At 70.2% G+C, this 13758-nt stretch carries 9 protein-coding genes; 7 read left to right on the top strand and 2 right to left on the bottom strand.

Features of this window, described 5'->3' with window-relative positions; genetic code table 11:
• Positions 1-16: 16 nt before the first annotated feature.
• Positions 17-3979, bottom strand: a complete 3963-nt coding sequence (eccCa, locus tag ACFV9M_RS36145; RefSeq protein WP_385075087.1) for a type VII secretion protein EccCa — start codon at positions 3977-3979, stop codon at positions 17-19.
• A 162-nt stretch (positions 3980-4141) separates the two neighbouring features.
• Here eccCa and eccD point away from each other — a divergent pair, with 162 nt between their 5' ends.
• Together eccD and ACFV9M_RS36155 are read left to right on the top strand one after the other, a co-directional pair.
• Complete coding sequence (gene eccD, locus ACFV9M_RS36150; protein ID WP_385075084.1) at positions 4142-5611, top strand: type VII secretion integral membrane protein EccD; 1470 nt, start codon at positions 4142-4144, stop codon at positions 5609-5611.
• Between the two features lie 196 nt (positions 5612-5807).
• Complete coding sequence (locus tag ACFV9M_RS36155; RefSeq protein WP_385075081.1) at positions 5808-7343, top strand: PQQ-binding-like beta-propeller repeat protein; 1536 nt, start codon at positions 5808-5810, stop codon at positions 7341-7343.
• A 179-nt stretch (positions 7344-7522) separates the two neighbouring features.
• On the opposite strand, the gene ACFV9M_RS36160 is transcribed toward ACFV9M_RS36155, so the two are convergent.
• Positions 7523-7816, bottom strand: a complete 294-nt coding sequence (locus tag ACFV9M_RS36160; protein ID WP_385075079.1) for a DUF397 domain-containing protein — start codon at positions 7814-7816, stop codon at positions 7523-7525.
• Positions 7817-8081: 265 nt separating this feature from the next.
• On the opposite strand from ACFV9M_RS36160, the gene rpsO reads away from it, so the two are divergent.
• The 5 genes from rpsO (at position 8082) to ACFV9M_RS36185 (ending at position 13689) form a co-directional block, all read left to right on the top strand.
• The gene (gene rpsO, locus ACFV9M_RS36165) at positions 8082-8369 is read left to right on the top strand and encodes a 30S ribosomal protein S15 (protein ID WP_004924725.1); all 288 of its coding nucleotides are present in this window, start codon (positions 8082-8084) and stop codon (positions 8367-8369) included.
• A gap of 344 nt (positions 8370-8713) precedes the next feature.
• Positions 8714-10933, top strand: coding sequence for a polyribonucleotide nucleotidyltransferase (locus ACFV9M_RS36170; RefSeq protein ID WP_385075077.1), 2220 nt, complete (start codon positions 8714-8716; stop codon positions 10931-10933).
• Positions 10930-12309, top strand: coding sequence for a M16 family metallopeptidase (locus ACFV9M_RS36175; RefSeq protein ID WP_385075074.1), 1380 nt, complete (start codon positions 10930-10932; stop codon positions 12307-12309). The genes ACFV9M_RS36170 and ACFV9M_RS36175 overlap by 4 nt, the downstream gene beginning before the upstream one ends.
• 156 nt (positions 12310-12465) lie before the next feature.
• Positions 12466-13218 carry a 4-hydroxy-tetrahydrodipicolinate reductase gene (dapB, locus tag ACFV9M_RS36180; RefSeq protein ID WP_385075071.1) on the top strand — a complete coding sequence of 251 codons (753 nt, stop codon included), beginning with the start codon at positions 12466-12468 and terminating at the stop codon, positions 13216-13218.
• 12 nt (positions 13219-13230) lie between these two features.
• Positions 13231-13689, top strand: a complete 459-nt coding sequence (locus ACFV9M_RS36185) for a hypothetical protein (protein ID WP_385075068.1) — start codon at positions 13231-13233, stop codon at positions 13687-13689.
• Positions 13690-13758 lie beyond the last annotated feature (69 nt).

Consider the following 13758-nt stretch of genomic DNA (forward strand, 5'->3'; position numbering starts at 1 on the left):
GACTCGCCGCATCACTCTAATGGCGTTGCGGAAGCAAGCCCACCTGGATAAGCGACGTACCGCGCTTGCGGGACACGAACACGCCGCGGCCCGGCGGCATCGGCCGGCCCCGGACGTTGCCGAGGACGTCGCCCTCGCTCGGGTCGCCGGACAACACGACGCCCTGTGCGCCGAGTTCCTTGACGCGCTGCATGAAGGACTCGTACATGGCGCGCGAGGCACCGGCCGCGCTGCGGGCGATGATGAACTTGATGCCCACGTCCCGCGCGAACGGCAGATGTTCCACGAGCTGCGACAGCGGATTGCCGGAGCTGGTGGCGACCAGTTCGTAGTCGTCGATGATGACGAACAGCTGCGGGCCGGTCCACCAGCTGCGATCACGAAGCTGCTGCGGTGTGATGTCGGGCTTGGGCGTGCGCATCTCCATGAACTGCCGCACGGCGTCCATGTGGACCTGCATCGCCGAGGCCATCGGGGCGTACTCCAGGAGGTGCGACTCCGGAACCGACTCCAGCATGGTGCGCCGGTAGTCACCGACCACGATCCGGGCCTCGGCCGGCGTGTAGCGCTCCACGATCTGCTTCGCGATCAGGCGCAGCAGGTTGGTCTTGCCCGACTCGCTCTCACCGAAGACGAGGAAGAACGGATCGGTGTCGAGGTCGACGAAGACCGGTTCCAGGTTCGCCTCGTCGATACCGATCGCGATGCCGTGCTGCGGGAACTCCTGCCCCTTGGGCAGGCGGTCGGCGGGCAGCTTGCGGGGCAGGAGACGTACGGTCGGTGCCGCCGGTCCCTGCCAGTTGCCCTTCACGGCCTGCACGAGCTGTGCCGTGGCGTCCGTGAGGTCCGCGGCCGCCGACGACCCGTCGATGCGCGGAAGCGCCGACATGAAGTGCAGCTTCTGCGGGACCTGGCCACGACCGGGCACCCCCGTCGGCACGTTCTGCGCGACCTTGCGGTCGAACTCGGAGTCCATCGCGTCGCCGAGACGCAGCTCCAGTCGGCCGAGCACCTGGTCCTTGAGGACCGCCCGCACCTCCATGTACCGCGACGCGGAGAGCACGACGTGGACGCCGTACCCCAGGCCGCGGCCCGCGAGGTCGGTGACGACGCCGTCGAGGCCCTCGTAGTCGTTCTTGAAGCTGCCCCAGCCGTCGATGACGAGGAAGACGTCCCCCCATGCCTCGCCGGGCAGTTCACCGGCCGCGCGGCGCCGTCGGTAGGTGCCGATGGAGTCGATGCCGTGGGTGCGGAAGAACTGCTCGCGGCGGTTGAGGATGCCGGCCACCTCCGCGACGGTACGCCGCACGCGTTCCGGGTCCAGCCGCGAGGCCACGCCGCCGACGTGCGGCAGGTCGGCCACCGAGGTCAGTCCGCCACCGCCGAAGTCCAGGCAGTAGAACTGCACCTCGTGCGGGGTGTGCGTGAGCGCGAAGGAGGCGACGAGGGAGCGCAGCAGCGTCGACTTGCCGGACTGCGGACCACCCACGACCAGCATGTGGCCGGCAGCGCCGGAGAAGTCCGCGTACAGCACCTCGCGCTTCTGCTCGAACGGCTTGTCGATGAGGCCGAGCGGGACCGCCAGACCACCGGGGCGCGCGTACTCCGGCGGCTGCAGGCCGCGCTGACCGGAGACCGAAAGGGCCGGCAGCAGCTGGTCCAGAGTGGGCGCCTGGTCCAGCGGGGGCAGCCATACCTGGTGGGCCGGAACGCCCTGGCCCTCCAGCCGCTGGACGATGACGTCGAGCACGGTGTCGGCCAGCGCGTCGTCGTCCTGCCGGGTGGCCGGCTGGGGCTGCGCGGGATCCGGAGCGGCGTACACCACCGGGACCGGCGTCGCCGTGAACACGGCTGGCCGGCGCTCGATCGGCATCCTGCCCTGGGTGACCTCCGGAGCGCCCGCGCGGTACGTGCCCGACACATAGGCCGCCTTGAAGCGGACCATCTCGTCCGTACCGAACTTCAGGTAGCCGGAGCCGGGAATCGAGGGCAGGTGGTAGGCGTCCGGCACCCCAAGGGCCGCACGCGACTCGGCGGCCGAGAACGTGCGCAGACCGATCCGGTACGACAGATAGGTGTCGAGGCCCCGCAGCCGGCCCTCCTCCAGACGCTGCGACGCCAGCAGCAGGTGCACGCCCAGCGAACGGCCGATACGGCCGATCTGGATGAACATGTCGATGAAGTCCGGCTTCGCCGTGAGCAGCTCGCTGAACTCGTCGATCACGAGGACGAGGGAGGCCAGCGGCTCCAGCGGCGCACCGGCGGCCCGCGCCTTCTCGTAGTCGTGGATGTTGGCGTAGTTGCCGGCCGCCCGCAGCAGCTCCTGCCGGCGCTGCAGCTCACCGCGGATCGCGTCGCCCATGCGGTCGACGAGCGTCAGATCGTCGGAGAGGTTGGTGATCACGGCGGCGACGTGCGGCATCTGCGACATGCCGGCGAAGGTCGCGCCGCCCTTGAAGTCCGCGAGGACGAAGTTCAGCGTCTCGGAGGAGTGCGTGACCGCGAGGCCCAGCACGAGCGTGCGCAGCAGCTCCGACTTGCCGGAACCGGTGGCGCCCACGCACAGGCCGTGCGGGCCCATGCCGTCCTGGGCGGCCTCCTTCAGGTCCAGCATCACGGGCTGGCCGTCCTCGCCGACGCCGATCGGGACCCGCAGGCGCTCCGGCGTCGAACGCGGCCGCCAGGTGCGGGCCACGTCCACCGAGGCGGCGTCACCGAGCCCCAGCAGATCGGTGAAGTCCAGGTTGGCGAGCAACGGCTCGTCGTCGTCCCCGCCGCTGCCCATGCGCAGCGGAGCCAACTGCCGCGCGAGCGCCTCGGCGGCGGGCAGCGACAGCGAGTCCGGTACGCCCTCGTAGGCGGTTCCGCCCCCGGAGTCCAGCCACAGCCGCTCGGGGCGTACGACGATCGACAGGTCACCGCGCGGCTGGTCGAGGTCACCGGAGACGACCTCCACGATCGTCACGCCCTGGAGACCCTCGGCCGCGGCGAACGCGGAGGTCGGAGGGACGATGCCGCCGTCGAGGACCACGAGGATGTGCGGCTGGTCCAGCACGGGCTGGCCGTCGCGGCTGAAACGCGGCCGGCCGTCCAGACGGGACGTCAGCAGCTGTTCCAGTTCCCCGAGATCGTCACCGAACAGCCGGCGCGTGCCGGAACCGTCGAACTGGCCCGGCACCTGGCAGTGCGGCAGCCACTTCGTCCAGTCCCAGCGGGCGACGGCGCCGGGCGCGGCCACCACCGCCACCACGAGGTCGTCGGGGGAGTGGAGCGAGACGGCCTGGGCCACCAGCGCACGGGCGGTGGACTGGGTGCCGTGCGCGTCACCGGACACCGTCATGTGGTAGAAGGCGCGCAGCGACAACGCCACCGGCAACCCGTCCAACTGGCCGTGCACGGCCAGGAAACGCTGCATGGCGCCGGCACACAGCGGCTCCAGCTCGTCGACCGGCGCGGTGTGCGGCGCGACCAGGGGGGTGGCCAGCTGCTGCGGGCCCAGGCCGATCCTGACCTGCCCGAAGTCGCCGTCCCCGACCCGGCGTTCCCACACCCGGCCGCCCTCGGCCACCAGCGCCCACAACTGTTCCGGCGCGGGGTGCAGATACAACTGGGCGTCGCGCTGCTTGAGGGCGGTCTTGCGGACCGTACGGCGCGTCTGCGCGAGGTACCTGAGGTAGTCGCGGCGCACATCGGCCATTTGCCCCTGCGTACCGCGGCGATACCGGACGATCTGCGCGACCACCATCGCGGCGGTCGAGACCAGCATCACCACACCCATGATCCGCATGAACGGATGGGCGTTCGGAGACGCGAAGTAGAACACGACGGACGAGCCCATGCCGAGTGTCGGCAGGACCTGCATGAGCACGCCCTCCTGCTGCCCCCGCGGCAGTTCGGGAGGAGTCTCCAATTGCAGCTCATCCGCGGGCACTTCGGGCGGCAGCGTGCGCGGTGGGCGCTTGATGACGACCTGGCTCACCGGAGCATCAATCCCCCTGTGCGGACGAGTCGTTGCCTACCGGCACCCCCGTGGTGACGGCTGCCCTCCGCACTCGCCCGATCCTACTTGTCACCTCTGACACGGTGGCCGGTAGGGTGACGCCCGCAGCGTACGCATCCGCGAAGCAGGGGGACAGTGAAGGTGAGTACGACCGCGGCGACAGGCTTCTGCCGAGTCACCGTCGTAGCGCCGGACAGCCGTATCGACGTAGCGCTTCCGGTGGACATCGCCGTAGCCGACGTCTACCCGGAGATCCTGCGGATGACGGGCCAGACCCAGCCGGCCGGCACCCCGACCGGGTATCACCTGGTGCGCCGCGACGGCCGGGTGCTCGACGGTGCCCGCACGCTCGCCGACGCACGGGTCCTCGACGGCGAGGTGCTCGCCCTGAGGCCGTTCGGGGAATCGCTGCCTCCCGCCGTCCATGACGACGTGTCGGACGCGGTCGCGTCGGCCGTCGCCCGTGACCGGCACCTGTGGAGCGACGACCTGCTGCGCTCCGCCGGCCTGACCGGGAGCTCCCTGCTCCTGCTCCTGCTCGGTTTCGTCCTCTGGTCCTCCGACCCCGTGCGTCACGACATGCACGGCCTGGCCGGCGTCATCGCGGGCGGCCTAGGAGTGCTGCTGACCGCCTTCGCGAGCGTCCGCGCGCGTGTCTACGACGACCGCTGGTCGGCGGTCGCCCTGGGGCTCGGCGCGCTGGTGCTCCTGATGCTCGCGGGGTCCGGAATCGTCGCCCCGGACGCGGGGCAGGGGCCGGGCCGGCTCCAGTTCCTGCTGGGCTGCGTGACCGTACTGATCGCCTCGGTCACCCTGGTCGCGCTCACCCCCAGCGGGGACGCCCCGTTCGTGGCGGCGACCTTCCTGTCGGCCGCGGGCGCGCTCGCCACGTTCGTGATGATCCTGACCGAGGCGTCGGCCACCGCCACCGCATCGGTGTGCGCCCCGGCCGCGATCGGCCTGGTCGCCTTCCTTCCCGGGCTCTCCGCGCGGTTCGCCCGCCTGCCCATCGGCTACGCGTCCCCCCGCTCCGCCGCCCAGGACACCTTCGACCTCGACTCCTCCCAGTCGGCGGACACCGAGCCCCTGGACGCCGAAGGCATCGCCGCCCAGGCCCGGCGCGGCCACGAGATGCTGCTGGGGCTGGTGGGCGGTACGGCCGCCGTCGTGGTCGCCGTCGCCGCGGTCCTCGGTTTCTCGGACAACGTCTGGGCACAGCTCCTGGCGCTGACGACCGGTCTGGCCATGCTCGTACGAGCCCGTCTCTTCCGCTACACGGCCCAGGTGGTCTGTGTCCTCGGCGCCGGAATGGCGGCGATCGCCCTGCTGCTGGTGGGCCTCGCGCTCAACCCTCCCGCCGAAGCGGTGACCGAGTTCGTCCTGCGCGGCGACAGCGGCGCACTCGACCTGCGCACCGCGTGGCTGACGGCCGCGATCGCCGTCGGGACCGCGCTGATCACCGCGGTCGGTCTGATCATCCCGAAGAAGGGCCTGTCCCCGTTCTGGGGCCGCTTCCTCGATCTCGCCGAGGGCACCGTCCTGCTCACCCTCGTCCCGCTGTGCCTCGCGACGGTCGGAGCCCTGACCGCCGCGCGCTCCATGGTCGGCTAGGGATTGGTCGGCTAGGCACTTCGGCTGGGGATTTCGGCTGGGGATTTCCCGGGACACGCTTCCAATACGAGACCCGCCACCGGCACTTCCGCACACGCCCCCGGTACTTCCGGTACTTCCGGTACTTCCGGTACTTCCGGTACTTCCGGTACGAGACCCGCCCCCGGTACAGGAACTTCAGGCAAAGGACCTCCGTGTGAGCTTCGGCCCACCCCCCTCCGTCTACACCCAGTCCGCCCTGACCGCGGAGACCCGCGAGCGCAAACGCCGCCGCAAACTGCTGGCGATCGTGCTCGCCGTCGCCTTGATCGCGGGCCTGGGGACCGGTGGCTGGCTCCTCTGGCACGGTGACGACGACACCGCACCGGACCAGGCGAAGGCCGCCGCCGGCTCCGGCCGGCTCGACGTCCGCGCGACCGTCGAGGAACCGCCGGCCAGTCCCAACGGTGTGATGGCCTTCCGTCTCTCCGTGGACGACATGAGCCCCGGGGAGAGCTACGAGATGCCCGGCATGTGGGCCACGGACAAGATCCTCGCCAAGGGCATCAACAAGACGCTCGTCGGCTTCCGCCTCGGCACCGACGCCTCACCCGGGGACGAGAGGTGGAAGCTGGCCCTCGACGGCCCGATCTGCGGCTACACCCGCCACGTCACCAACGAGAACCGCACCGCCGTGCTGTACCGCGCGAGCACCGACGAGGAGGCCTTCTGCGACCACGTCGCCTTCTTCGACCTCGACGACGGCCGCAAGATCTGGTCGCACGACTTCCCCGTCGCTGCCGGCGGGAGAACCACGGGCACTCCCCGCTACGCCGCGCTCCAGGACCCGCCGAGCGTGACCCTGACGCACGACACCGTCGCCGTGACGTGGGGACGCGGCACCGTCGCCTACTCCATGGACCACGGCACGAAGCGGTGGAGCACGTCGAACACCGGCGCCTGCCACGACGGGGGCGCCGCCGGCGGGGGCGCGCTCCTGGTCCGCGAGGAGTGCTGGAGCGACGACGAGAGCCTGCCCGTCGACTCCTGGGAGTTCATCACGTACAAGGTGCGCAAGGTGGACCCGGCCACGGGGCGCACCCTGTGGACCTATTCGGCGGCGAAGGGCGTGCGCGAGGTCGCGGTCCCGTCCACCGATCCGGTCGTCCTCGCCGTCTCCGCGGGGGACACCGGCTTCACCGAGCTGCTCTCGCTGGACGCCGACGGCAAGAACCGTGCCACCATCAGCCTCCGGAACGGCACGTATCTGGGGGAGTGCTCGTACAGCAGCGACTACCTCGTGATCGACGACTGTCCGACCATCGCCGTGGGCGCCGGCCAGGTGTTCGTGCGCAGCAAGGACATGGGGGACAAGGCCGTCTCCAACTGGATCATCGGCTTCGACCTGACGACCGGCGACACCACGCGGAAGTTCGAGTCCGGCACCAGCACGCTGCTGATCCCCGTGCGAACGAGCGGCGATCAGCTCCTCGCCCTGCGTGAGAGCCAGGACCGGCTGTCGCCCACCGCGCTCGTCAGCCTCGACCCGGAGACCGGCGAGGAGACCCCGTACTTCTACTTCCAGCTGACGGTCGAAGCCGAGACTTTCACCACGATCGACTTCAACGACGTCATCGTCCAGAACGGCCGCCTCTTCTTCGGCGTCAGATCCGCCACCGGCCCGGCCGCGGACCAGTCGAGGTGGATCTGTCTCGTCCTCGGCATCGAGAGCCAGGCCACGAAGAAGCAGTAGCCGTAACGACGAGGAAGCAACAGTCGCGGAGACGAGGGAGCAGCAGCCGCAAGGACGCGGGAGCAACAGTCGCAAGGACGAGGGAGCAACAGTCGTACGGACGAGGGAGCAGCAGCCGCAAGGCGGTGGGGGTGGATGGCCTGCGGATCCACCCCCACCGCCCTACCGGCCCGGCCCTCCTACACGTCCAGCCCCCCATTGTGCGGCGCCGGCTCGAGATCGAACTCCCCGTCCCGGGCTCCCAGCACGAACGCCCGCCACTCCGCCTCCGTGTACCGCAGCACGGTGTCCGGGTCGAGCGACGACCGCATCGCCACGGCCCCGCCCGGCAGGTACGCGATCTCCACGCGCTCCTCCTGCTCCTCCGTACCCGGCGCGCACTGCCACTCCACCCCGGAGATGTCGAGCGCGTACAGCTCGTCCCGCTCCCGTTCCTTGCGGGCCCTGACGTCCTCGTTCGTTTCGTCCGCCATGGCGCGGCGACCCCTTCCCGACGCACGGATGATCCAACCCGCCACCCTAGTGGCAGCGCCCGTGCCGCCCACCCGGTTCGGCGACCGGTGCCGGAGCGGTCCCGGCCTGCTGGTACTGTGGGTGACGGCCGTTTGTGTACGCACCCCTGGAGCGCCTGCTCCGGAGGCCGCGCCCAGCGGATCCCGCCTCCCGAGTAACGGAAGCACCCCCGAGACGCAGACCGGGGGCACTCGGTGGGCATCCACACATCTTCGAGGAGTACACGTGTCGCTCGACGCCGCAGTGAAGAAGCAGATCATCTCCGAGTTCGGTACCAAGGAGGGCGACACCGGCTCCCCCGAGGTCCAGGTCGCTCTGCTGTCCCGTCGGATCTCCGACCTGACCGAGCACCTCAAGACCCACAAGCACGACCACCACTCCCGCCGTGGCCTGCTGATCCTGGTCGGTCAGCGCCGCCGGCTGCTGCAGTACCTGGCGAAGAAGGACATCCAGCGCTTCCGTGCGCTGGTCGACCGCCTCGGCATCCGCCGCGGTGCGGCGGGCGCCAAGTAAGACGCCGTGAAGGGAGCGGTTCCCGTGACGATCGGGGGCCGCTCCCTTTGCTGTACGTACGGAAACGTGCGGAGTGTCACTCACGCTTTGTAGTGTGGTAGCACAACGCACATCACACCACGCACCATCACGCAGTACCACGCACGACACCACGCACGACACCAGAACGAGGAGGAGCGCACCTAGCCGCCGCCGGTCCTCGGTAGTGGCCCCCGGGGGGAAGCGAGCCCCGGGTGCTTCGATCGAAGACCGGCCCGCACCGCACGGAGCGCTTCTCCGCCACCGTCCCCCTGCCACACGGGCAGCCGAGGGACGAAAGACGACAAGTAACGGAGAAAACGCTAGTGGAGAACGAGACCCACTACGCCGAGGCCGTCATCGACAACGGCTCCTTCGGCACCCGCACCATCCGCTTCGAGACCGGCCGCCTGGCCAAGCAGGCCGCCGGCTCCGCCGTGGCGTACCTGGACGACGACACCATGGTGCTGTCGGCCACGACCGCCTCCAAGAACCCCAAGGACCAGCTCGACTTCTTCCCCCTGACGGTGGACGTCGAGGAGCGGATGTACGCCGCCGGCAAGATCCCCGGCAGCTTCTTCCGCCGTGAGGGCCGTCCCTCCGAGGACGCCATCCTCACCTGCCGCCTCATCGACCGCCCGCTGCGCCCGTCCTTCAAGAAGGGCCTGCGCAACGAGATCCAGGTCGTCGCCACCATCATGGCGCTCAACCCCGACCACCTGTACGACGTCGTCGCGATCAACGCCGCGTCCGCGTCCACGCAGCTGGCCGGTCTGCCCTTCTCCGGCCCGATCGGCGGCGTCCGCGTCGCGCTGATCAACGGCCAGTGGGTCGCGTTCCCGACGCACACCGAGCTCGAGGACGCCGTCTTCGACATGGTCGTCGCGGGCCGTGTCCTGGAGGACGGCGACGTCGCGATCATGATGGTCGAGGCCGAGGCCACCGAGAAGACCATCAAGCTGGTCGAGGGCGGCGCCGAGGCGCCGACCGAGGAGGTCGTCGCCGCCGGTCTGGACGCCGCGAAGCCCTTCATCAAGGTCCTGTGCAAGGCCCAGGCCGACCTCGCCGCGAAGGCCGCCAAGCCGACCGGCGAGTTCCCGATCTTCCTCGACTACCAGGACGACGTCCTGGAGGCGCTGACCGCCGCCGTCAAGCCGGAGCTCGCCTCCGCGCTGACCATCGCGGGCAAGCAGGAGCGCGAGACCGAGCTGGACCGCGTGAAGTCCCTCGCCGCCGAGAAGCTCCTGCCGGAGTTCGAGGGCCGCGAGAAGGAGATCTCCGCCGCGTACCGCTCGCTGACCAAGACCCTGGTCCGTGAGCGCGTCATCAAGGAGAAGAAGCGCATCGACGGCCGCGGTGTCACCGACATCCGCACCCTGGCCGCCGAGGTCGAGGCCATCCCGCGCGTGCACGGCTCCGCGGTGTTCGAGCGTGGCGAGACCCAGATCCTGGGCGTCACCACCCTCAACATGCTCCGCATGGAGCAGCAGCTGGACACCCTCTCCCCGGTGACCCGCAAGCGCTACATGCACAACTACAACTTCCCGCCGTACTCCACCGGCGAGACCGGCCGCGTCGGCTCCCCGAAGCGCCGCGAGATCGGCCACGGCGCCCTCGCCGAGCGCGCCCTCGTGCCGGTCCTGCCGACGCGCGAGGAGTTCCCCTACGCGATCCGCCAGGTCTCCGAGGCGCTGAGCTCCAACGGATCGACGTCCATGGGCTCGGTCTGCGCGTCCACCATGTCGCTGCTGAACGCCGGTGTGCCGCTGAAGGCCCCCGTCGCCGGTATCGCCATGGGCCTGATCTCCCAGGAGATCGACGGCGAGACGCACTACGTCACCCTCACCGACATCCTCGGTGCGGAGGACGCCTTCGGCGACATGGACTTCAAGGTCGCCGGCACCAAGGAGTTCGTCACCGCCCTCCAGCTCGACACCAAGCTGGACGGCATCCCCGCCTCCGTCCTGGGCGCCGCCCTCAAGCAGGCCCGTGACGCCCGCCTCCACATCCTCGACGTGATGATGGAAGCGATCGACACGCCGGACGAGATGTCCCCGAACGCGCCGCGGATCATCACCGTGAAGATCCCGGTCGACAAGATCGGCGAGGTCATCGGCCCCAAGGGCAAGATGATCAACCAGATCCAGGAGGACACCGGCGCCGAGATCACGATCGAGGACGACGGCACCATCTACATCGGCGCCGCCGACGGCCCCTCCGCCGAGGCCGCCCGCACCACGATCAACGGCATCGCCAACCCGACGATGCCCGAGGTCGGCGAGCGCTACCTGGGCACGGTCGTCAAGACGACCACCTTCGGCGCGTTCGTCTCCCTGCTGCCCGGCAAGGACGGTCTGCTGCACATCTCGCAGATCCGCAAGCTGGCCGGCGGCAAGCGCGTGGAGAACGTCGAGGACGTCGTCGGCGTGGGCCAGAAGGTCCAGGTCGAGATCGCCGAGATCGACTCCCGCGGCAAGCTCTCCCTCATCCCCGTGATCGAGGGCGAAGAAGCCGACGACGACAAGAAGGACGACGCCGAGCAGTGACGTCCCGTAGCTCCAAGGCGACGGCCCGCACCTCTTCGGAGGCGCGGGCCGTCGCCCGTACCCAAACGCTGATCAAGGGCGAGAACGGCATCGGCACGGTCCGCAAGACCACCCTCCCGGGCGGCCTGCGCATCGTCACCGAGACCCTGCCCTCGGTCCGCTCCGCGACCTTCGGCATCTGGGCGCACGTCGGCTCCCGTGACGAGACCCCGTCCCTCAACGGCGCCACGCACTACCTGGAACACCTGCTCTTCAAGGGCACCGCCCGCAGGTCGGCCCTGGACATCTCCTCCGCCCTCGACGCGGTCGGCGGCGAGATGAACGCGTTCACGGCGAAGGAGTACACGTGCTACTACGCGCGCGTGCTCGACGCCGACCTGCCGCTCGCCATCGACGTCGTCTGCGACATGCTGACCGGCTCCCTGATCCTGGAGGAGGACGTCGACGTCGAGCGCGGCGCGATCCTCGAGGAGATCGCGATGACCGAGGACGACCCGGGCGACTGCGTGCACGACCTGTTCGCGCACACGATGTTCGGCGACAACCCCCTCGGCCGCCCGGTCCTCGGCACGGTCGACACCGTCAACGCCCTCACCGCCGACCGCATCCGCCGCTTCTACAAGAAGCACTACGACCCCACCCACCTCGTGGTCGCCGCCGCCGGCAACATCGACCACAACAAGGTCGTACGCCAGGTGCGCGCCGCCTTCGAGAAGGCGGGCGCCCTCAAGGACCTCGACGCCGCCCCCATCGCCCCGCGTGACGGCCGGCGCGCGATCCGCACCGCGGGCCGCGTCGAACTGATCGGCCGCAAGACCGAGCAGGCGCACGTCGTCCTCGGCATGCCCGGCCTCTCGCGCACCGACGACCGCCGCTGGGCCCTGGGCGTCCTGAACACCGCCCTCGGCGGCGGGATGTCCTCGCGGCTCTTCCAGGAGGTCCGCGAGAAGCGCGGCCTGGCCTACAGCGTCTACTCGTACACCTCCGGCTTCGCCGACTGCGGCCTGTTCGGGGTGTACGCCGGATGCCGGCCCAGCCAGGTGCACGACGTGCTGAAGATCTGCCGCGACGAGCTCGACCACGTAGCCGAGCACGGGCTGTCCGACGAGGAGATCGGCCGCGCCATCGGCCAGCTGAAGGGCTCCACCGTCCTCGGCCTGGAGGACACCGGCGCGCTCATGAACCGCATCGGCAAGAGTGAGCTGTGCTGGGGCGAGCAGATGTCCGTCGACGACATGCTGACCCGGATCGCGGAGGTCACCCCGGACGAGGTGCGCTCGGTGGCCCGTGACGTCCTGGGACGGCGTCCGTCGCTGTCGGTCATCGGCCCGCTGAAGGACAAACAGGCGACCCGTCTGCACGACGCCGTGGCCTGACCCCGGCATCCCGCAGGACCTCGGCAGACCCTTCGGTCACCACCGGTCGGACCACCTCTAGGTGAGCGCCCCCGGTGCGTCACCCCTCAGTGATCACCACCAGTGATCACCACCAGTGATCATCTCCGGAAAGCACCCTCGGTAAGGAAGCAACAGATGAGCAAGCTGCGCGTGGCGGTCCTCGGCGCCAAGGGCCGGATCGGGTCCGAGGCGGTTCGGGCGGTCGAGGCCGCCGAGGACATGGAACTGGTGGCGGCCCTGAGCCGCGGCGACAAGCTGGAGACGCTGGCCGAGACCGGCGCCCAGGTCGTCGTCGAGCTGACCACCCCGGCCTCGGTCATGGACAACCTCGAATACTGCGTACGGCACGGCATCCACGCCGTGGTCGGCACCACCGGCTGGACCGACGAGCGCCTCGCGCAGCTCGAGGGCTGGCTCGCCGAATCGCCGGAGACGGGCGTGCTCATCGCGCCGAACTTCTCCATCGGCGCCGTGCTGACGATGAAGTTCGCGCAGCTCGCGGCCCCGTACTTCGAGTCCGTCGAGGTCGTCGAGCTGCACCACCCGAACAAGGTGGACGCCCCCTCCGGCACCGCCACCCGCACCGCCCAGCTGATCGCCGAGGCCCGCCGCAGGGCCGGCTCCGCCCCGGCGCCGGACGCCACGGTCACGGCCCTGGACGGCGCCCGCGGCGCGGACGTCGACGGCGTGCCCGTCCACGCCGTCCGCCTGCGCGGCCTGCTCGCCCACCAGGAGGTCCTGCTGGGCGGCGAGGGCGAGACCCTCACCGTCCGGCACGACTCCCTGCACCACAGCAGCTTCATGCCGGGCATCCTGCTGGGTGCCCGCCGTGTGGTGACGACCCCGGGCCTGACCTTCGGCCTGGAACACTTCCTCGACCTGAACTGAGCCCCGACCGTCATGCGCGCAAAGCTCTCCTACGCCCTCACGGCCGCCGTCCTGGTCGTCTACTTCCTCCTGGTCGGCACCCGTGGCGTCATGCTCATCCAGTCCGGCACGGTCCTGACCGTCACCTTCGGCGTGGCGGTGCTGATCCTGCCGGTCATCGGCGTCTGGTTCCTGTGGAAGAACACCCAGTTCGTCCGCCGCGCCAACCGGCTCGCCGCAGAACTCGACGCCGAGGGCGGCCTGCCCGTCGACGAGCTCAAGCGCACCCCCGGTGGCCGGATCGACCGCGACTCCGCCGACGAGGTCTTCGCCCGGCGCAAGGCCGAGACGGAAGCCGCCCCCGACGACTGGCGGACCTGGTTCCGTCTCGCCGTCGCCTACCACGACGCCCGGGACACCCCGCGCGCCCGCAAGGCCATGCAACACGCGATCCGGTTGCACGGGGGCACCCGGCACCAACCATCACCCTGAAACGGAGGGCTCCCGAGGCGGACGCCCCCGATGCGGACGGCGAGGGGCCCGGCCGGCACACACGCCGGC

It is taken from the genome of Streptomyces sp. NPDC059895 (assembly GCF_042731035.1).
GTDB lineage: Bacteria > Actinomycetota > Actinomycetes > Streptomycetales > Streptomycetaceae > Streptomyces.

Excerpts from the sequence above, each read along its gene's own strand:
- ACFV9M_RS36160 (WP_385075079.1), bottom strand. The coding sequence starts at position 7,816 with ATGGCGGACGAAACGAACGAGGACGTCAGGGCCCGCAAGGAACGGGAG.
- dapB (WP_385075071.1), top strand. The coding sequence starts at position 12,466 with ATGAGCAAGCTGCGCGTGGCGGTCCTCGGCGCCAAGGGCCGGATCGGG.
- ACFV9M_RS36185 (WP_385075068.1), top strand. The coding sequence starts at position 13,231 with ATGCGCGCAAAGCTCTCCTACGCCCTCACGGCCGCCGTCCTGGTCGTC.